Raw genomic sequence first — 17,515 nt, 5'->3', positions numbered from 1 at the left:
TCCCGTTCATCATTTTGGCGGCTGTTGAGACGAGCTTTATTCAGATTTTAGGAACCGTGGCGCACGGTGCTGGCGATTGACTTTTTGTGCGCTGCAACATAGAAGTTGCGCATCGCACAACCAATCCGCCGTGAAAGGAATGCCCGATGAGCCAGACCTACGAGGATTTCACCAAATACAGCAAGGAATTCGCCGATACCGGCCTGAAGAGCTTTGCTTCGCTTTCGAAGGGCGCTCAGGCGATCGCCACTGAGGCGACCGAATACACCAAGAAAAGCTTCGAAAATGGCGCCGCCCATGTCGAAAAGCTGTTTTCGGCCAAGTCGCTGGAAAGCGCCGTCGAGATCCAGGCCGACTATGTGAAGAACGCCTATGAGGCTTTCGTCGCCGAGGCCACCAAGATCAGCGAACTCTACGCCGATCTCGCCAAGGACGCCTACAAGCCGTTCGAATCGGCCGTCGCGCAGGCGAAGTAAACATCGTCATCTTCCGGTTTGCGGGTTCGGATACCCGCCCAACGAGCCCGGCTGCCTCTGCGCGGCCGGGTTTTTTTTATGCGCATGCCTGCGACCAATTCACGATTGCAAAAAACGGCGCTGATTGAGGACCTAGCCATATTGTCAGCTAACCAGAAGGGCTTAAAATCCTGCATCGATACCCTACATGTCGGGTTCGTACGGGGATTCGATCCAGAGGCAGAAATACGTGACCACCGGTAAGACTGCCACAACAGATGTGGCGCGGATGCAGAACGGCAGCGACGGCAATGGTGTCGGTCGCGGCACAGCCGTTATCACGCGCACCAAAACCAAGACCAAGAAGCCCAGCCTCTATCGGGTTCTGATCCTCAACGACGACTACACCCCGATGGAGTTCGTGGTCCACGTTCTGGAGCGTTTCTTCCAGAAGGACCGCGAGGCTGCCACGCGCATCATGCTCCATGTCCACAATCACGGCGTGGGCGAGTGCGGGGTCTATACCTACGAAGTGGCCGAGACCAAGGTGTCTCAGGTCATGGACTTCGCCCGACAGAACCAACATCCGCTGCAATGCGTGATGGAGAAGAAGTGAGGTAACATGCCGGCTTTCTCCCAGGGCCTGGAAAAGGCGCTTCATCAGGCGCTGACCTTCGCCAACGAACGTCACCATGAATATGCGACGCTCGAACATCTTCTGCTTGCCCTGATCGACGACAACGAGGCGGCCGCGGTCATGCGCGCCTGCAATGTCGATCTGGACGAGTTGAAACAGACAGTTTTGACCTACATCGACACCGAACTCGACAATCTCGTCACCGGATATGACGAGGATTCCAAGCCGACGGCAGGGTTCCAGCGCGTCATCCAGCGCGCCGTCATCCACGTGCAATCGTCCGGCCGCGAGGAAGTTTCCGGCGCCAACGTACTCGTCGCGATCTTCGCCGAGCGCGAGAGCCATGCCGCCTATTTCCTGCAGGAACAGCAGATGACCCGCTACGACGCGGTCAACTACATCTCGCATGGCATCGCCAAGCGCCCCGGCGCGTCGGAGGGCCGCACGCCACGCGGCGCCGAGGATGAGCAAGGTGGTGGCAGCGGCGGCGCCGAGCAGCAGGAAGAAAGCGGCAAGAAGAAGCAGCAGGACGCGCTGACTGCCTATTGCGTCAACCTCAACAACAAGGCCAAGGCCGGGCGTATCGATCCGCTCATCGGCCGCGCGCCGGAGATCAACCGCACCATCCAGGTGCTGTGCCGCCGCTCCAAGAACAATCCGCTCTATGTCGGCGACCCCGGCGTCGGCAAGACGGCGATCGCGGAGGGCCTGGCCAAGCGCATCGTTGAAGGCGATGTGCCGGAAGTGCTGGCGGACGCCACCATCTTCGCGCTCGACATGGGCACGCTTTTGGCCGGCACGCGCTATCGCGGCGATTTCGAGGAGCGTCTGAAGCAGGTCGTCAAGGAGCTCGAGGATTATCCCGGTGCGATCCTGTTCATCGACGAGATCCATACCGTGATTGGCGCAGGCGCCACTTCGGGCGGGGCGATGGACGCCTCGAACCTGTTGAAGCCCGCGCTTTCGTCGGGAGCGATTCGTTGCATCGGCTCAACGACTTACAAGGAGTTCCGCCAGTTCTTCGAAAAGGACCGCGCGCTGGTGCGGCGCTTCCAGAAGATCGACGTCAACGAGCCGACCGTCGAGGACGCCATCGAGATCATGAAGGGCCTCAAGCCCTATTTCGAGGAGTTCCACAAGGTCAAGTACACCGCTGAGGCGATCAAGGCGTCGGTTGAGCTTTCGGCCCGCTACATCAACGACCGCAAGCTGCCGGACAAGGCGATCGACGTCATCGACGAGACCGGCGCCTCGCAGATGTTGCTGCCCGAGCCGAAGCGCAAGAAGACGATCGGCATCAAGGAGATCGAGCAGACCATCGCCACGATGGCGCGCATTCCGCCAAAAACCGTCTCGGCCGACGACGAGAAGGTTCTGGCCGGCCTTGATGTCGAGCTGAAGCGTGTCGTTTACGGCCAGGATACAGCGATCACCGCCTTGACCTCGGCGATCAAGCTGGCGCGTGCCGGCCTGCGCGAACCGGAGAAGCCGATCGGCTCCTACCTGTTCTCGGGCCCGACCGGCGTCGGCAAGACCGAGGTCGCCAAGCAGCTCGCCGCCTCGCTCGGCGTCGAACTGCTGCGCTTCGACATGTCGGAATATATGGAACGCCACACCGTCTCGCGGCTGATCGGCGCGCCTCCCGGCTATGTCGGCTTCGACCAGGGCGGTCTCCTGACCGACGGCGTCGACCAGCATCCGCACTGCGTGCTCTTGCTCGACGAAGTCGAAAAGGCGCATCCGGACCTGTTCAACATCCTGTTGCAGGTGATGGACCACGGCAAGCTGACCGACCATAACGGCAAGTCGATCGACTTCCGCAATGTCATCCTGATCATGACCACCAATGCGGGCGCGTCGGATGCGCAGCGGGCGGCGATCGGCTTCGGCTCGACCAAGCGCGAAGGTGACGACGTCGAGGCGATCAACCGGCTGTTCACGCCGGAATTCCGCAACCGCCTCGATGCCATCATCCCGTTCGGCTCGCTGCCGGTGCCGGTGGTGCATCAGGTCGTGCAGAAGTTCGTCATGCAGCTCGAAGCCCAGCTTTCCGAGCGTGGCGTCACCTTCGACCTGTCGCCCGAGGCGATCGCCTGGCTGGCCGAAAAGGGTTACGACGAACGCATGGGTGCGCGTCCGCTTGGCCGTGTCATCCAGGAGCACATCAAGAAGCCGCTGGCTGACGAGGTGTTGTTCGGTAAGCTCAAGCATGGCGGCACGGTGCGCGTCACCGTCGAGAAGAAGGAAACCGGCGAGACCGGTCTGAAGCTTGAAACGCTCGCCGACGAGGCGCCGGTCAAGCCGAAGAAGGAGCCGGAGGAAGAAGAGACGCCGAAGCCGCGCAAGGCGCCGGCCAAGAAGGCGGTTGCCAAGAAGGCAGCGACGGCAAAGCCGGAGCCGAAGGGCAAGGACGGCGGCAAGCGCAGCCTTGTGCCGCAACTTCCGCGCAAGGGCTGATTTGCCCAAGCCACATCAATGAAAAAAGCCCCGGCAACGGGGCTTTTTTATTGGCGGATCGATGTCGCGAATCCACCCCGACCACATGTCTGGACCTACTGGCCAGCTTTGCGCCGCCACCGGGCCTGTGCTAGTCGCGAAGGCCGATGCCAGACCAAACCACGCACCGCTCCATATACCGGCGAAGGGCCTGGTATCTGAAAGGCATGCGCGGCGCGTTCTCGCTTCCTGGTCTGATCCTCGTCAGCTCTTTCGTCGGTTTCGCAGCCCTGGCGAAGGATGCGGGCGTGACGGCGGCGCAGGCCGTGTTCATGACAGGCATCGTCTGGGCATTGCCGTCCATGGTCGTGCTGGTGGGCGCCATTGTGTCCGGAGCGATCCTGCCGGCGGCGATGCTCGCCGTGACTTTGTCGGCCATACGCCTGATGCCGATGGTGATGGCGCTTTTGCCCGAGATGCGCGCCGACAAAACCCGGCCGTGGGTGCTTTATCTGCTTTCGCATTTCGTCGCTGTTACCTCCTGGGTGCTGGCGATGGAACGCCTGAGGCATATTCCGCGCGACATGCGCGCGACCTATTACGCCGGGCTCGGCAGCACGCTGGTTTTGACGAACATGATCGTGGTCGCCACCGTCTATGCCGTGGCGGACAGGCTCCCGTCGACCGTATCGGCGATGCTGCTTTTGCTGACACCGATGTATTTCCTGACCTCGCTATGGGGCTCGGCGCGCGAGCGGGCAGGGCATCTCGCCATGGTTCTCGGCCTCGGTCTCGGGCCGCTCTTCCATGTCCTGGTGCCGAAACTGGATCTCCTGGCGGCCGGACTGGTCGGTGGCACGGCGGCTTATGGCTGGCATCGGTGGCGGCGCAAGGCGCGCGCCGCATGAGCTTTTTCGGCAACAATGCCTGGTGGTGGCCCTATCTGTTCATCCTCGTCGCCGGTTTCGCGGCAACGGATTTCTGGCGCTTCCTCGGTGTCTATCTCGGCGGCAGGCTCTCCGAGGATTCCGATCTCCTGGTGCTGGTCCGCACAATGGCGACGGCGCTGGTGGCCGCCGTCATCGGCAATCTGATTGTCTTTCCGGGCGGAGCGCTGGCTCATACCCCGGCGATCTTGCGCGTCGCGGCTGCCGCCCTCGGTTTCGCCGTCTACCTCGCCTCCGGCAAGCGCATGGTCGTGGGCATTTTGACGGCCGAAATGGTGCTGGCGCTGGGCCTCTATCTGCCTCTCTGACCCGTTGCGCCGGCGGGTCAGCCCGCCAGCGCCGCCTTGATCTTCTCCGCGTTAGCCGCCAACACCTCGGGCTTCTCCATTCCTCCGGTATGCGGCTTCAACGGCACGCCTTCGAAGCGGGGGACGACATGAACATGCAGGTGGTAGACGGTCTGGCCCGAAGCCGGCTCGTTGAACTGCATGACGGTTACGCCGTCGGCTGCGAAAGCCTTTTTCACGGCATGGGCGATCTTCTGGGTGACGGCGAAGAGGGGGGCGAGCGTCGCCGGATCGGCGTCGAGCAGGTTGCGCGATGGCGCGCGCGGCACCACCAGCGTATGGCCTACCCCCTGCGGCATGACATCCATGAAGGCGATGACCGCATCGTCCTCATAGACGCGATGCGAAGGGATTTCGCCGCGCAGCAGCTTGGCGAAGATGTTGGTATCGTCATAGCTCATGACATGCCTCTCGTGCTGTTTTTACGGCCGGTGGTTGGATTCCGACATTTGTATCCCACTGGGACGATGGTTTGGGCAAATGTCGGCGTCGAAGCTTCACTAGTCTATGCGTCGTTGCACGAAATCAGGCACCGGAAAAGATGCTGCGAAACTATCTCTACCTCATCGTCGCGATCCTGTTCGAGGTGGTTGCCACCACCGCGCTCAAGGAGACGCAAGGGTTCACCCGGCTCGGGCCGTCGCTAGTCGTGGTGACGGGATATGCCTTCGCCTTCTATTTCCTGTCGCTGCCTTTGCGCACCATGCCGGTCGGCATTGTCTATGCGCTGTGGTGCGCGGCCGGCATCGTGCTCATCACCGCCATCGGCTGGATCTGGTTTCGCCAGGCGCTCGATCTGCCGGCCGTGATCGGCATGGGGCTGATCATGGCAGGCGTAGTGGTGATCAATCTGTTTTCCAAGACGCTCGTCCACTAGGACGTGTGAACGGTTAGGGTCCACATAAGGCGCGATCGGCCCCGATTTACGTCATTCCGGGGCCGCGCAGCGGAACCCGGAATGACGTAATGAGAGTGACTTAGCCGTCTACGCGATTTAATCCGCCACCGGCTCGCTTTTGCGGAATGGTGTGTGGTCGTCGAGATAATCGCCCATCGCCGCCACTTCACGGCGCTCGCGCGCCAGATAGTCGGCCACCGCGCGCCGCAGGCCCGGATGGGCGATGTAGTGCGCCGAATGAACCGTCACCGGCCGGTAGCCGCGGGCCAGCTTGTGCTCGCCTTGCGCGCCGGCCTCGACCACCTTCAGCTTGCGTTCGATCGCGAAGTCGATGGCCTGATGGTAGCAGACCTCGAAATGCAGGAAGGGATGGTCCTCGATACAGCCCCAGTTGCGCCCATAAAGCGTGTCGGAGCCGATGAAGTTGATCGCGCCGGCGATGTAGCGGCCATTGCGTTTGGCCATCACCAGCAGGATGTCGTCTGCCATGCGTTCGCCGATCAGCGAGAAAAAGCGGCGGTTGAGATAGGGACGGCCCCATTTGCGCCCGCCGGTATCCATGTAGAAGGCGAAGAAATCGTCCCAGGCGCGTTCGGTGATGTCCTTGCCCGTCAGCCGCTCGATGGTGATGCCGTTACCCAGCGCTTCGCGGCGCTCCTTCTTCAGTGCCTTGCGCTTACGTGACGCCAGCGTGGCCAGGAAGTCGTCGTAGCAGCCATATCCTTCGTTGAAGAAATGGAACTGCTGGTCGGTGCGATGCAGGAAACCGGCGGCTTCCAGCGTTGCGACATCGTCTTCGCCGGCGAAAGTGACATGGGCCGACGACACGCCGAGCTGCTCGGTAACGAGCTTCAATCCCGCCGCCAGCCCGGCTTTTACGGTGCCTGCATCCTCGCCATGCGAGACCAGCAAACGAGGGCCGGTGGCCGGCGTGAACGGCACCGAGCATTGCAGCTTGGGATAATAGTGGCCGCCGGCGCGTTCGAACGCGTCGGCCCAGCCATGATCGAAGACATATTCACCCTGGCTGTGCGATTTTGCGTAGCAGGGCACCGCGCCCAGCAGCTTGCCGTCGGCTTCCAGGCGCAGGTGATGGCCCTGCCAGCCGGTGCGCGGCACGGCGCAGCCGGATTCTTCCAAAGCACTCAGGAAATCGAAGGAAACGAAAGGGTTATAGCCGGCTTTCGATGTTCTGGTTGTGCCGAAAAAACCGTTCCATTCGTCGCGGGTGAAGGCGTTGATGCCGGCGGCTATGCGCACGGCATAGCCCGCCTCATTGTGTTCGCCCGCGTCGTTGCCCTGGTCCATGGCCTGTTACTTATGGTCCATCGGGCCGGGTGCAAGATGCCATCAAGCGATGCGGACGGGATCGGGTTCGAAACCCTCGAACGTCATCTGGTCGGCATATTTGAAGGTCAGATCGATGGCCGGCTGGTCGCGGATGGTCCAGGTGATCACCGGCATCGCCAGTTTTCCGCGCACGAAGGAGACGAAGCGGTTCGGCAGGTCTCCGGCGGCATAGGAAGTGAAGGCGATGCCGTGCGCCAGCATGGCAAAATGCGCCTCGATTTCGTGGTTGCCGGTGCCGTAAGCGGTCAAACCGCCGGGAATGCCGGGCGCCTCGGTCGAGAATTCACGGATCAGCCAGTGGTCGAACGACATGATGGCAACCTGGCCGTCATAACGCTTGAGCAGGCGCCCGACCGCCTTGACCAGACCGGCATCGTGACCGGGAACGCCCTTGATCTCGACCACCAGCGGCACGCGGCCGTCGACGAGATCGAGCATTTCCTTCAGCGTCGGCGGATGGTCGCCGGTGCCACCGATGCGCAATTGTGCCATCTCGGCGGCGGTGCGCTGCCAGACGAAGCCTTCGGTGCCGGTCAGCCGGCGCAGATCGTCGTCGTGGATGACGATCGGCACGCCGTCGGCGCTGAGATGCACGTCGCATTCGATCGCATAACCGCGCTCGATGGCGGCGGAGAAGGCGGAAAGCGTGTTCTCCCAACGCTTGTTGTTGAGATCGTGAAAGCCGCGATGCGCGATCGGACGGGCGGTCAGCCAGGAAATGTCGGTCATGATGGGCCCGGCTTACTCGACTTCCAGGATCGCTTCGATTTCGACCGGGGCGTTGAGCGGCAGCGAGGCGCTGCCCACGGCCGAGCGTGCGTGCTTGCCCTTGTCGCCGAGGACAGCCGCCAGAAGATCGGAAGCGCCATTGGCAACGAGGTGCTGTTCGACGAAATCCGGCGTCGAGGCGACGAAGACCGTGATCTTGACGATGCGGCGGATTTTTTCGAGGTCGCCGAGCGCGGCCTTGGCCTGCGCCAAAATGTTGACCGCGCAATATTTGGCGGCTTCCTTGCCGGTGGCGACATCGACGTCGCGGCCGAGCAGTCCGGTGGCGACCAGCTTGCCATCCTTCAATGGCAACTGGCCGGCGGTGAGCAGAAGATTGCCGGAACGCGCGAACGGAACGTAGTTGGCGGCGGGTGCAGCGGCGGCCGGCAGGGTGATGCCGAGTTCGCTTAGCCGCTTTTCGATTGTTTCGCCCATGGTAATTCCTTATTGCTTGAACGTGCCGGCGTCGGCTGGGTCGAACCTGCAATGTTTGACACGCTTCCGCCACGACTTTTTTCGATGTCGATCATCTTTCGTGCGGCATGCCGTCAGCCGCGCCGACCGGAGCCGCCCATGCGCGTCACGCGCCTTTTCCAGAGTGCCCTTCTGCTCTCCGCAGTGCTGCCGGCGGTGCCTGCCTTCGCCGTGCCAACGCTGCAGCCGCACCGCGCCGTCTATGACCTGGCGCTGAACAAGGCTTCCGACCGGTCCGGCATCACCGGGCTGTCCGGCCGCATGGTCTATGAATTCAACGGCTCGCCCTGCGAAGGCTATACGGTGAAGTTCCGCTTCGTCACGCAGATCGCGACGAACGACAACACCAGGCTGACCGACCAGCAGACGACCACCTTCGAGGACGCGCAGGGCAAGACCTTCTCCTTCGTGACGAAATCCTTTGTCGACCAGAACCTCGACAAGGAAGTGAAGGGTACCGCCACCAAGGAAGCCAAGGACCTCAAGGTCGAGCTCGACAGGCCGGACAAGAAGACGCTGGAACTGAAACTCACCCAGTTTCCGACCCAGCATCTGGTGGAATTGATCGGCAAGGCCGAGAAGGGCGAAACCTTCTATGAAACCAACCTGTTCGACGGTTCCGATGCCGCCGACAAGGTGATGACCACGACCGTGGTGGTCGGAAAGCCGTCGACCGTTGCAACCGACGATCCGGAGCGGCCGGCGCTCGCCAGCTTCGCCAAGGACAAATACTGGCCCGTCGACATTGCCTATTTCGACGAGACCAACAAGGAGAGCGGCGAGGAGCTGCCGGAATACCGCATCTCCTTCAAGCTGCATGAAAACGGCCTGACGCGCGACCTGACGATGGATTACGGCGACTTCTCGATGACCGGCAAGCTCGTCAACCTGTCGCTGTTCGATCTGCCGGCTCAGAAGCCCTGCAACCAGTAGCGGGCGTCGCGGCCGGCTCATGGCTGTCTATGTCGATGCGGCGATATGGAAGTGGGCAGGGCACCGCTGGTGCCATCTCATGGCCGACGATACCGACGAACTGCACCGGTTCGCCGCCGAGCTCGGCGTCAAACGCTCGTCCTATCAGGGGCCGCCCAAGACATCGGCTCCACACTACGATATTACTGGCTTCGAACGCGATCGCGCCGTCCGTCTCGGCGCCGTCGAGTGCAGCCGCGAGGAGATCGTCGCGATTTTCCGGCGCGTGCGGATCAGGAACGGGAAGGTGAGAAAATGACGCCGACAGCATTGCTTGCCTATTGCATGGCCGCCACGCTGGCGGCGATGACGCCCGGTCCGGCGATGTTCGCCGTCATCACCAATGGCGTTACGCGCGGCTTCATGCGCGCTTTCACGACCGGTCTCGGCGTGGCGGCAGGCGATGCTGTGCTGGTTACGCTGGCTTTGCTTGGCCTGGTCGCCTTGGCGCAGACCTTCGAATGGGTTTTTCTCGTCGTTAAATATGCGGGCGCGGCCTATCTGGTCTATCTCGGCATCAGGATGTGGCGAGCGGCGGCTGCCAGCGCCGACGAAAGCGGCAAGGGGGAGACGCGGTTTGCGCGCTCCTTCTTCCTCGGCGCGTCCATCGCGCTCGGCAATCCCAAGGCTATCCTGTTCCATGCCTCGATCATGCCGCTGATCCTCAACCTCAACACCATGACCTTCGCCGACGGCGTTCTGGTCGTGGCCGTGGTGATCTCGGTCAACATCCTCACCATGGGCTTTTACGCGGCCTTGTCCGGGCGCGCCTCGCGCTGGTTCCGGGTGCCGTCGCGCATGCGGCTGATGAACCGCGTGGCCGGCGGCGCCATGATCGGCACCGGAGCATTGATCGCCGCGCGTTGAGATGAAGGCGAACAGCACGTCGATCGGGATCGGGGTCTTCTACGGCGCCGGCCGGACCCATGCGCATCTGTAGAATGTCGGCAGAAACCCGTCCTTGAGATGGTGAAATAGCCAATAGAATCAAAATTCATGCGGGATTTGATTTCAGGGCCGGCTAATGCAGGTTTCGTGTACGTTTTTGCCAAGCGCGAACTGTTGCGCCAATGCCGTCGCCGGCACATGGCCGGTTTTTGGCGCTATCGCTTGCTTTTGCGCTGCAACACGGTTATAGGCGCGACCATTCCACACACGGGTTTTGGTGTCTGTCCGGGAGAAATCCGGCTGAAACCTCCGGTGGCGGTCAAGGCGAACCCCGAAAAGCGACATGCTTTCGATCCGGTTTTCCCAAAACCGTCAAATGCCCGTGGAGGTCAACCGGAAAGGAACTAAAAGAATGGCTCTGCCAGATTTCAGCATGCGTCAGCTTCTCGAAGCTGGTGCTCACTTCGGCCACCAGACCCACCGCTGGAACCCGAAGATGGCGCCCTACATCTACGGCGCCCGCAACAACGTCCACATCATCGACCTGTCGCAGACGGTGCCGCTGCTGCACCAGGCGCTCAAGCAGGTTTCCGACACCGTCGCCCGCGGCGGCCGTGTGCTGTTCGTCGGCACCAAGCGCCAGGCTTCGGACATCGTTGCCGATGCGGCCCAGCGTTCGGCCCAGTATTACGTCAACTCGCGTTGGCTCGGCGGCATGCTGACCAACTGGAAGACGATCTCGAACTCGATCCAGCGTCTGCGCAAGCTCGACGACCTGCTCTCCGGCGGCGAAGCCCAGGGCTTCACCAAGAAGGAGCGCCTGAACCTCGACCGTGAGCGCGAGAAGCTCAACAAGGCTCTCGGCGGCATCAAGGACATGGGCTCGACCCCGGATCTGATGTTCGTGATCGACACCAACAAGGAAGCGAACGCGATTCTCGAGGCCAAGCGCCTCGGCATTCCGGTCGTCGCCATCATCGATTCGAACTGCGATCCGGACAAGATCGACTTCCCGATCCCCGGCAATGACGACGCCGCCCGCGCGATCCAGCTCTATTGCGACCTGATCGCCAAGGCTGCCATCGACGGCATCGCCCGTCAGCAGGGCGCGCTCGGCGTCGACGTCGGCGCTTCGGCGGAAGCTCCGGTCGAGCCGGCTCTCGGCGAGACCCCGGCCGGCGAAACCCCGGAAGCCTAAGCAGGAAGGCCGCTTCAGGCCTTCATCAATTTCATATCTTGGCGCGTTAAGCGCTTGAATGCGGCGCATCATCGAAAGTTCGATGGTGCGCCAGCCCTATTGCGAAACAAAGAGGCGACAATGAGCATTTCAGCAGCACAGGTCAAAGAACTGCGCGACCTCACCGGCGCGGGCATGATGGACTGCAAGGCGGCCCTGGCCGAGACCAACGGCGATATGGAAGCGGCGGTCGACTGGCTGCGCAAGAAGGGCATTGCCAAGGCCGACAAGAAGGCCGGCCGCACCGCGGCTGAAGGCCTGATCGGTGTCGACGCCGGCGTGCGCGAAGCCGCGGTCGTCGAAGTCAATTCCGAGACCGATTTCGTGGCGCGCAACGACGCCTTCCAGCAGATCGTCGCCAACGTCTCCAAGGTCGCGCTGGCCTATGGCAAGACCGAAGCCGTCGCCAATGCCAAATATCCGGGCTCCGACAAGAGCGTCACCGACACGATCAAGGACGCGGTCGGCACCATCGGCGAAAACCTCGGCTTCCGTCGTTCCGACAAGCTGACCGTCTCGCAGGGTGCGGTCGCCACCTACATCCACAACGCCGTTGCCGACAATCTCGGCAAGCTAGGCGTTCTGGTCGCCATCGAGACCGCCGGCGACGCGCACAAGGCCAGCGCCTTTGCCCGTCAGGTTGCCATGCATGTCGCGGCCACCAACCCGCAGTCGCTCGACATCGACGCCCTCGACCCGGCCGCCATCGAGCGCGAGAAGGCGATCTTCTCCGACCAGGCGCGCGCTTCGGGCAAGCCGGAAAACATCATCGAGAAGATGGTCGAAGGCCGCCTGCGCAAGTTCTACGAGGAAGTCGTGCTGCTCAAGCAGGCCTTCGTGCTGAACCCCGACGTCACTGTCGAGCAGGCGCTGAAGGAAGCCGAGAAGGAAATCGGCGCGCCGGCGAAGATCACCGCCTATCTGCGCTTTGCACTCGGCGAAGGCATCGAGAAGGAAGAGACCGATTTCGCCGCCGAAGTCGCGGCAGCGGTCAAGAAGTAATCTCTGGAAGCTTTGCTTCTAAGCCATTGATCGGCCGGGTGTCCGCGAGGATGCCCGGCCGATTTCTTGTGCGGTGTCGATGAAGGCGCGCAGTTTCGGCGCCATCGCCGCGCGGCGTGGGAAATAGAGGAACAGCCCCGGCTCCTCGACGGAGGTTTCCCGTAAAACCTCGATCAGCCGGCCAGCCTCGATATCGGGGCGCATCAGCGGCTCCAGCCCGTAGACCAGCCCGACGCCGGCAACGGCGAGATCGCGGGCCGACATCTGTTCGGTGACTACGGCCGTGCCGCGCGTGGCCACGCTCACATCCTTGCCGTCCACCATCAGATCCCAGCGATAGAGCGCGCCCGAGCGCAGCAGCCGGTAGCCGACGCAGTTGTGATTGGCGAGGTCGTCGGCGCTGCGCGGTTTGCCGTGGCGGCCGATATAGGCAGGCGAGGCGACGATTGCCGTGCGGAACGGCGGCGTCAGCCGCACCGTTACCATGTCCTGCGCGATCATCTCGCCCAGCCGCACACCCGCATCGAAACCTTCGCCGACAATGTCGGTCAGCCGCTCGTCGGTGAAGATCTCGACGGTCACGTCCGGATAGCGTTCGGCCATGGCGGACAGCACCGGCATCAGCGCCATGGTCAGCGCCACGCGCGAGGTGTTGATGCGCAAAAGCCCGCCGACACGGCCTTTCACGGCGCGGATGCGCTCCAGGCGCTCGGCGATGTCGTCAAGGGCCGGGCCGGCGGTGGCGAGCAGCGCGTGGCCGGCTTCCGTCAGCGCGACGGAGCGCGTGGTGCGGGCAAAAAGCGGTTGACCGATGCGCTCCTCGACCAGCCGCACGGCATGGCTCACCGCCGAAGGGCTCATGCCGAGCGCGGCGGCGGCCGGAGCGAAACCGCCGCGCCGGGCGACGGCGATGATGACGGGCAGGTGGCTGAGCAGGTCGCGATCCATTCATGAACGATATCGCATAGTGCATGCGGATAAAGCAACATTATCAAATGGCCGTCCGGGCTCCATCTTCCCTGCATGAACATCAGGCAGGAGCAAGTCATGTCCATGCAATTCAAGGGAAAAACCGCCCTGGTGACGGGAAGTTCGCGCGGCATCGGCCGCGCCATCGCGGAGCGGCTGGCCGAGGGCGGCGCGGCCGTCGTCATCAACTATCTCGAGAACGAAAGCCGGGCGCGGGAAGTCGTCGACGGCATCAAGGCACGGGGCGGAAGCGCGATCGCGATCCAGGCCGACATGGCAAGCCCGGCCGACATCCGGCGCCTGTTCGATGAGGCCGAAGCGGCATTCGAGCGGCCCGACATCGTCGTGGCCAATGCGGCGACTGCTGTGATCAAGTCCATCGTCGATTGCACCGAAGAGGATTACGACCGGGTCTTCGACACCAACACCAAGGGCGTCTTCTTCGTCCTCCAGGAAGCGGCGCGGCGGGTACGTGATGGCGGGCACATCGTCGTCACCTCCACCGGCGGCACCAAAATGTTTTTCGGCCAGACGTCGCTTTATCTCGGCAGCAAAGGCGCGGTCGAGCAGTTCGTGCGGGTACTTTCGCGCGAACTCGGCCCGCGCAACATCACCGTGAACGCCATTTCCCCCGGTTTCACCGACACCGAGCTTTTGCCGGATCGGGATCGCGCGGTTGCCGCCGGCATGTCGCCATTCGACCGCATCGGCAGCCCGCAGGAAGTCGCCGAGGTTGCTGCTTTCCTCGCCAGCGACGCGGCGCGCTGGGTCAGCGGGCAGAATGTCGGCGCCGGCGGCGGCGTCTTCTGAGCCTTGCCGTCCACCGCCCGGCTCCGGGCCCGAGACCCAAGCACTGACCAACAACCTTCAACCGACCAGCGCCCACGATACCGACGGGCCGCTACAGGTCGCTCAACATCCATTCCATGCAGATGAGAGGAAAGACCATGAAAACCCTGACGCGCCTTGCGCTCTACGCCGCTGTCGCTACTGCTCCCGAAGCCGGCGGCATTGCCGCCTCGGCCAATCCTTCGAGCCCGGATCTGCGGGTGCTTGCTGAGGAGCGGGCACTGATCCGCATCGCCGACCATATCGACCGCGCCGTCGACGCGCAGGACTGGAAGCGTGCACGCGGCTATTTCGCCGACCGGGTGCGGGTCGATTTCTCCTCGCTCAGCGGCCAGCCCGAAAGCACCATCCCCGCCGATGACCTGATCGCCGGCTGGGCCGGCAATCTGAAGGGCAGCAAGACCAGCCTGCACCTGCGCACCAACCACGAAGTCACCGTTGAAGGCGACCGCGCCACCGTGCAATCCAACGGCTACGCCTGGAACCGCATGGAAGGCAATGGCGATCCCTTGTGGGAAGTGTGGGGCACCTACACGCATCAGATGGTGCGCAGCGGCGACGGCTGGAAGGTCGATGCCTTCGCTTTCCACAAGACCCATGAACGCGGCAGCGACTGGGTGAAAACCACGCCCGGCCGCTGACCCGACCGCACGCCCGGACCTGCAACCAACCGAATTTCGAGAGAGACCATCATGACCACGACCTATTACACGCTGGGCAACAGCGGCCTGCGCGTCAGCCGGCTGGCGCTCGGCACCATGACCTTCGGCACTGAATGGGGCTGGGGCACGGAGAAGGCGACCGCGCGGGCCCTGTTCGACGCCTATGTCGAGGCCGGCGGCAATTTCTTCGACACGGCGGACGCCTATACCGGCGGCACCTCCGAAACCTGGCTCGGCGAATTCATTGCCGAGCGAGGGCTGCGCGATCGCGCCGTCATCTCCACCAAGTTCACCATGAACCTGGAAGGCCCCGAGCCCAACAGCGGCGGCAACGGCCGCAAGAACATCATGCGGGCGCTCGACGGTTCGCTGAAGCGGCTCGGCACCGACTATGTCGACCTCTACATCCTGCATTGCTGGGACCGGCTGACGCCGCCGGAGGAGGTGATGCGCACGCTGGACGATCTGGTGCGGGCCGGCAAGGTTCGCCATGTCGGCCTGTCCGACGTGCCGGCCTGGTATGCCAGCCGCGCCCAGGCGGTGGCGGAATTCCGCGGCTACGAGCCGGTTTCGGCGCTGCAGCTCGAATATTCCCTGGCCGAGCGCAACATCGAGCACGAATTCGTGCCGTTCGGCACCCGCCATGGCGCCGGCATCATGGTGTGGAGTCCGCTGGCCAGCGGACTGCTCAGCGGAAAATACCGCAGCGGCGATGCGGGCAAGGCAAGCGGTCGGCTCGAAACGGTGCGCGGTACGGCCAATCCTGGGTTCCAGAAGTTCAACGACCGCAACTGGGCGATCGTCGCCGAACTCGAACAGGTTTCGGCAACGCTCGGCAAAAGCATGGCGCAAGTGGCGCTCAACTGGGTGGCGACCCAGCCGGGCGTCGCCTCGACCATCATCGGTGCGACCAGGCTGGAACAATTGAAGGACAATCTCGGCGCGCTGGACTTCGAAATCCCGGCCGAATTGCGCCTGCGGCTGGATGCCGCGAGCCGTCCCGCCACGCCGTTTCCGTACTCCTTCTTCGGTCCCGAGATTCAGGGCGGCATCACCGGGGGCGCGGCGGTCGGCGACAAACCTGCCGGTTATTATCCGGATCTGTTGATGCGGGGAACGTTTGCCGGCGTCAGTTGAGGAGAACGGGCATTAAGGGCAGGGCGCCGCGTGACATGGCGGCGCCCTTCGTGTATCCGGTCTCCACATTGCAAAACAGACGCGGGAAAGAGCCGGGTTTCACCTGAGACCATCCCGCTCCGCGATCCTAGGGGACCCGATGACAGCCAAACCGCTCTACCGACGTGTCCTGTTGAAAGCGTCGGGCGAGGCGCTGATGGGCGAACAGCATTTCGGCATCGACGTCTCGGTCGTCGACCGCATCGCCTCCGATATCGCCGAGGCGCGCACACTCGGCGTCGAGGTCGGCGTCGTCATCGGCGGCGGCAACATCTTCCGCGGCGTTGCCGTGGCTTCCAAGGGCGGCGACCGGGTCACCGGCGACCACATGGGCATGCTCGCCACCGTCATCAACTCGCTGGCGCTGCGCACCTCGCTCATCAAGATCGGCGTCGATGCCGTCGTGCTGTCGGCCATCGCCATGCCGGAGCTGTGCGAGAGCTTCTCGCAGCGCCAGGCCACTGCCTACATGAACCAGGGCAAGGTGGTGATCTTTGCCGGCGGCACCGGCAATCCCTTCTTCACCACCGATTCGGCTGCGGCATTGCGCGCGGCCGAAATCGGCGCGGATGCGCTGTTCAAGGGCACCCAGGTGGACGGCGTCTATTCGGCGGACCCCAAGAAGGACCCCACCGCGACCCGTTTCGACCGCATTACCCATGCCGAAGTCATCAATCGTGGCCTTTCCATCATGGATACGGCCGCAATTGCGCTTGCGCGCGAAAACAACATTCCGATAATCGTCTACTCGATCCACGAAAAGGGCGGTTTCGGCGAGATACTGAAGGGTGGCGGCCACTGCACGGTGGTAGCCGACAAGTGAGAACAGGGCCTCGCCCTGATGCAAGTGGTTCGGACAGCGGGCCGGGGAGACGACTATGAGTGGCGATTATAACGATCTGACGCGGCGCATGGATGGGGCGATTGCCGCCTTCAAGCACGATCTTGCTTCGCTGCGCACCGGGCGCGCGTCCTCCAACCTGCTCGACGCCGTCAATGTGCAGGCCTACGGTTCGGCGATGCCCATCAACCAGGTGGCGACCGTCTCGGTGCCGGAGCCGCGCATGATCTCGGTCTCGGTGTGGGACAAGTCGATGGTCGGCGCGGTCGATCGCGCCATTCGCGAAGCCAATCTCGGTTTCAATCCGATCGTCGACGGCACCAATCTGCGCATTCCGTTGCCGGAGCTGAACGAACAGCGCCGCAAGGAACTGGTCAAGATTTCGCATGGTTATGCCGAGAACGCCCGCGTCGCCGTCCGGCACGTGCGCCGCGACGGCATGGACTATCTGAAGAAGGCGGAAAAGGACGGCGATATCGGCGAGGACGATCACCGCAAGGAATCGGACCGCGTCCAGAAGCTGACCGACGAGACGATCAACATGATCGATCGCATGCTCACGGAAAAAGAAACCGAGATCATGCAGGTTTAGGCGAGGCTGGCC

Annotated in this window: 22 protein-coding genes; 17 read left to right on the top strand and 5 right to left on the bottom strand. The window is 62.9% G+C overall.

Annotated elements, in window-relative coordinates:
• Window positions 1–146 precede the first annotated feature (146 nt).
• From QFZ88_RS01090 to QFZ88_RS01070, 5 genes are all read left to right on the top strand, one after another.
• Complete coding sequence (locus QFZ88_RS01090) at window positions 147–476, top strand: phasin family protein (RefSeq protein WP_024924119.1); 330 nt, start codon at window positions 147–149, stop codon at window positions 474–476.
• Between the two features lie 268 nt (window positions 477–744).
• The gene (gene clpS, locus QFZ88_RS01085) at window positions 745–1,071 is read left to right on the top strand and encodes an ATP-dependent Clp protease adapter ClpS (protein WP_024924118.1); all 327 of its coding nucleotides are present in this window, start codon (window positions 745–747) and stop codon (window positions 1,069–1,071) included.
• 6 nt (window positions 1,072–1,077) lie between these two features.
• Window positions 1,078–3,549, top strand: coding sequence for an ATP-dependent Clp protease ATP-binding subunit ClpA (gene clpA, locus QFZ88_RS01080; protein ID WP_024924117.1), 2,472 nt, complete (start codon window positions 1,078–1,080; stop codon window positions 3,547–3,549).
• A gap of 146 nt (window positions 3,550–3,695) precedes the next feature.
• Entirely contained in the window at window positions 3,696–4,436 is a 741-nt protein-coding gene (locus QFZ88_RS01075) for an AzlC family ABC transporter permease (RefSeq protein ID WP_051504897.1), read from the top strand.
• Window positions 4,433–4,783 carry an AzlD domain-containing protein gene (locus QFZ88_RS01070; protein WP_024924115.1) on the top strand — a complete coding sequence of 117 codons (351 nt, stop codon included), beginning with the start codon at window positions 4,433–4,435 and terminating at the stop codon, window positions 4,781–4,783. Before QFZ88_RS01075 ends, QFZ88_RS01070 begins: the two co-directional genes overlap by 4 nt.
• 17 nt (window positions 4,784–4,800) lie before the next feature.
• Here the strand turns inward: QFZ88_RS01070 and QFZ88_RS01065 are convergent, their stop codons facing one another.
• Window positions 4,801–5,223: an HIT family protein gene (locus QFZ88_RS01065; protein ID WP_024924114.1), complete on the bottom strand. Its 423-nt coding sequence runs from the start codon at window positions 5,221–5,223 to the stop codon at window positions 4,801–4,803.
• Window positions 5,224–5,366: 143 nt separating this feature from the next.
• On the opposite strand from QFZ88_RS01065, the gene QFZ88_RS01060 reads away from it, so the two are divergent.
• Window positions 5,367–5,699: a DMT family transporter gene (locus QFZ88_RS01060; protein WP_065997926.1), complete on the top strand. Its 333-nt coding sequence runs from the start codon at window positions 5,367–5,369 to the stop codon at window positions 5,697–5,699.
• Window positions 5,700–5,816: 117 nt separating this feature from the next.
• On the opposite strand, the gene QFZ88_RS01055 is transcribed toward QFZ88_RS01060, so the two are convergent.
• Genes QFZ88_RS01055 through QFZ88_RS01045 form a run of 3 tightly spaced genes read right to left on the bottom strand, consistent with a single transcriptional unit; the run spans window position 5,817 to window position 8,276 of the window.
• Entirely contained in the window at window positions 5,817–7,028 is a 1,212-nt protein-coding gene (locus QFZ88_RS01055; protein WP_024924112.1) for a GNAT family N-acetyltransferase, read from the bottom strand.
• A gap of 42 nt (window positions 7,029–7,070) precedes the next feature.
• Complete coding sequence (locus QFZ88_RS01050) at window positions 7,071–7,799, bottom strand: glycerophosphodiester phosphodiesterase (protein WP_024924111.1); 729 nt, start codon at window positions 7,797–7,799, stop codon at window positions 7,071–7,073.
• Window positions 7,800–7,811: 12 nt separating this feature from the next.
• Window positions 7,812–8,276 carry a RidA family protein gene (locus QFZ88_RS01045; protein ID WP_024924110.1) on the bottom strand — a complete coding sequence of 155 codons (465 nt, stop codon included), beginning with the start codon at window positions 8,274–8,276 and terminating at the stop codon, window positions 7,812–7,814.
• 138 nt (window positions 8,277–8,414) lie between these two features.
• On the opposite strand from QFZ88_RS01045, the gene QFZ88_RS01040 reads away from it, so the two are divergent.
• The 6 genes from QFZ88_RS01040 (at window position 8,415) to tsf (ending at window position 12,414) form a co-directional block, all read left to right on the top strand.
• Window positions 8,415–9,248 (top strand): cell envelope integrity EipB family protein, encoded by an 834-nt coding sequence (locus tag QFZ88_RS01040; protein ID WP_024924109.1) that lies wholly within the window; start codon window positions 8,415–8,417, stop codon window positions 9,246–9,248.
• A gap of 19 nt (window positions 9,249–9,267) precedes the next feature.
• Window positions 9,268–9,546 (top strand): DUF4031 domain-containing protein, encoded by a 279-nt coding sequence (locus QFZ88_RS01035; protein ID WP_024924108.1) that lies wholly within the window; start codon window positions 9,268–9,270, stop codon window positions 9,544–9,546.
• Entirely contained in the window at window positions 9,543–10,154 is a 612-nt protein-coding gene (locus tag QFZ88_RS01030; protein ID WP_024924107.1) for a LysE family translocator, read from the top strand. The genes QFZ88_RS01035 and QFZ88_RS01030 overlap by 4 nt, the downstream gene beginning before the upstream one ends.
• Window positions 10,155–10,283: 129 nt before the next feature.
• Entirely contained in the window at window positions 10,284–10,583 is a 300-nt protein-coding gene (locus QFZ88_RS01025; protein WP_137900716.1) for a hypothetical protein, read from the top strand.
• 4 nt (window positions 10,584–10,587) lie between these two features.
• The gene (gene rpsB, locus QFZ88_RS01020) at window positions 10,588–11,373 is read left to right on the top strand and encodes a 30S ribosomal protein S2 (protein WP_036255262.1); all 786 of its coding nucleotides are present in this window, start codon (window positions 10,588–10,590) and stop codon (window positions 11,371–11,373) included.
• 120 nt (window positions 11,374–11,493) lie between these two features.
• Window positions 11,494–12,414: a translation elongation factor Ts gene (tsf, locus tag QFZ88_RS01015; protein ID WP_024924105.1), complete on the top strand. Its 921-nt coding sequence runs from the start codon at window positions 11,494–11,496 to the stop codon at window positions 12,412–12,414.
• An 18-nt stretch (window positions 12,415–12,432) separates the two neighbouring features.
• Here tsf and QFZ88_RS01010 read toward each other — a convergent pair whose 3' ends face one another.
• Window positions 12,433–13,362: a LysR family transcriptional regulator gene (locus QFZ88_RS01010; protein WP_024924104.1), complete on the bottom strand. Its 930-nt coding sequence runs from the start codon at window positions 13,360–13,362 to the stop codon at window positions 12,433–12,435.
• A 99-nt stretch (window positions 13,363–13,461) separates the two neighbouring features.
• On the opposite strand from QFZ88_RS01010, the gene QFZ88_RS01005 reads away from it, so the two are divergent.
• The 5 genes from QFZ88_RS01005 to frr all read left to right on the top strand — a co-directional run bounded on the left by QFZ88_RS01005 (window position 13,462) and on the right by frr (window position 17,503).
• Window positions 13,462–14,193, top strand: coding sequence for an SDR family oxidoreductase (locus tag QFZ88_RS01005; protein WP_024924103.1), 732 nt, complete (start codon window positions 13,462–13,464; stop codon window positions 14,191–14,193).
• Window positions 14,194–14,330: 137 nt separating this feature from the next.
• Window positions 14,331–14,873, top strand: coding sequence for a nuclear transport factor 2 family protein (locus QFZ88_RS01000; RefSeq protein WP_024924102.1), 543 nt, complete (start codon window positions 14,331–14,333; stop codon window positions 14,871–14,873).
• Window positions 14,874–14,924: 51 nt separating this feature from the next.
• Window positions 14,925–16,031 carry an aldo/keto reductase gene (locus tag QFZ88_RS00995; RefSeq protein WP_024924101.1) on the top strand — a complete coding sequence of 369 codons (1,107 nt, stop codon included), beginning with the start codon at window positions 14,925–14,927 and terminating at the stop codon, window positions 16,029–16,031.
• Window positions 16,032–16,170: 139 nt separating this feature from the next.
• Window positions 16,171–16,893 carry a UMP kinase gene (gene pyrH, locus QFZ88_RS00990; RefSeq protein ID WP_024924100.1) on the top strand — a complete coding sequence of 241 codons (723 nt, stop codon included), beginning with the start codon at window positions 16,171–16,173 and terminating at the stop codon, window positions 16,891–16,893.
• Window positions 16,894–16,948: 55 nt separating this feature from the next.
• Window positions 16,949–17,503: a ribosome recycling factor gene (gene frr / locus QFZ88_RS00985; protein WP_024924099.1), complete on the top strand. Its 555-nt coding sequence runs from the start codon at window positions 16,949–16,951 to the stop codon at window positions 17,501–17,503.
• The last annotated feature ends 12 nt before the right edge of the window (window positions 17,504–17,515 follow it).

This window comes from Mesorhizobium sp. YL-MeA3-2017 (genome assembly GCF_030814575.1).
Lineage (GTDB): Bacteria > Pseudomonadota > Alphaproteobacteria > Rhizobiales > Rhizobiaceae > Mesorhizobium > Mesorhizobium terrae.
Note: the sequence above shows the minus strand (reverse complement) of the source record. Positions and strands in the feature narration are given on the sequence as shown.

What these genes read in the sequence shown, in the direction of transcription:
- QFZ88_RS01090 (WP_024924119.1), top strand. Translation starts at nt 147, where the DNA reads ATGAGCCAGACCTACGAGGATTTCACCAAATACAGCAAGGAATTCGCC.
- clpS (WP_024924118.1), top strand. Translation starts at nt 745, where the DNA reads ATGCAGAACGGCAGCGACGGCAATGGTGTCGGTCGCGGCACAGCCGTT.
- clpA (WP_024924117.1), top strand. Translation starts at nt 1,078, where the DNA reads ATGCCGGCTTTCTCCCAGGGCCTGGAAAAGGCGCTTCATCAGGCGCTG.
- QFZ88_RS01075 (WP_051504897.1), top strand. Translation starts at nt 3,696, where the DNA reads ATGCCAGACCAAACCACGCACCGCTCCATATACCGGCGAAGGGCCTGG.
- QFZ88_RS01070 (WP_024924115.1), top strand. Translation starts at nt 4,433, where the DNA reads ATGAGCTTTTTCGGCAACAATGCCTGGTGGTGGCCCTATCTGTTCATC.
- QFZ88_RS01065 (WP_024924114.1), bottom strand. Translation starts at nt 5,223, where the DNA reads ATGAGCTATGACGATACCAACATCTTCGCCAAGCTGCTGCGCGGCGAA.
- QFZ88_RS01055 (WP_024924112.1), bottom strand. Translation starts at nt 7,028, where the DNA reads ATGGACCAGGGCAACGACGCGGGCGAACACAATGAGGCGGGCTATGCC.
- QFZ88_RS01050 (WP_024924111.1), bottom strand. Translation starts at nt 7,799, where the DNA reads ATGACCGACATTTCCTGGCTGACCGCCCGTCCGATCGCGCATCGCGGC.
- QFZ88_RS01045 (WP_024924110.1), bottom strand. Translation starts at nt 8,276, where the DNA reads ATGGGCGAAACAATCGAAAAGCGGCTAAGCGAACTCGGCATCACCCTG.
- QFZ88_RS01040 (WP_024924109.1), top strand. Translation starts at nt 8,415, where the DNA reads ATGCGCGTCACGCGCCTTTTCCAGAGTGCCCTTCTGCTCTCCGCAGTG.
- QFZ88_RS01035 (WP_024924108.1), top strand. Translation starts at nt 9,268, where the DNA reads ATGGCTGTCTATGTCGATGCGGCGATATGGAAGTGGGCAGGGCACCGC.
- QFZ88_RS01030 (WP_024924107.1), top strand. Translation starts at nt 9,543, where the DNA reads ATGACGCCGACAGCATTGCTTGCCTATTGCATGGCCGCCACGCTGGCG.
- QFZ88_RS01025 (WP_137900716.1), top strand. Translation starts at nt 10,284, where the DNA reads ATGCGGGATTTGATTTCAGGGCCGGCTAATGCAGGTTTCGTGTACGTT.
- rpsB (WP_036255262.1), top strand. Translation starts at nt 10,588, where the DNA reads ATGGCTCTGCCAGATTTCAGCATGCGTCAGCTTCTCGAAGCTGGTGCT.
- tsf (WP_024924105.1), top strand. Translation starts at nt 11,494, where the DNA reads ATGAGCATTTCAGCAGCACAGGTCAAAGAACTGCGCGACCTCACCGGC.
- QFZ88_RS01010 (WP_024924104.1), bottom strand. Translation starts at nt 13,362, where the DNA reads ATGGATCGCGACCTGCTCAGCCACCTGCCCGTCATCATCGCCGTCGCC.
- QFZ88_RS01005 (WP_024924103.1), top strand. Translation starts at nt 13,462, where the DNA reads ATGTCCATGCAATTCAAGGGAAAAACCGCCCTGGTGACGGGAAGTTCG.
- QFZ88_RS01000 (WP_024924102.1), top strand. Translation starts at nt 14,331, where the DNA reads ATGAAAACCCTGACGCGCCTTGCGCTCTACGCCGCTGTCGCTACTGCT.
- QFZ88_RS00995 (WP_024924101.1), top strand. Translation starts at nt 14,925, where the DNA reads ATGACCACGACCTATTACACGCTGGGCAACAGCGGCCTGCGCGTCAGC.
- pyrH (WP_024924100.1), top strand. Translation starts at nt 16,171, where the DNA reads ATGACAGCCAAACCGCTCTACCGACGTGTCCTGTTGAAAGCGTCGGGC.
- frr (WP_024924099.1), top strand. Translation starts at nt 16,949, where the DNA reads ATGAGTGGCGATTATAACGATCTGACGCGGCGCATGGATGGGGCGATT.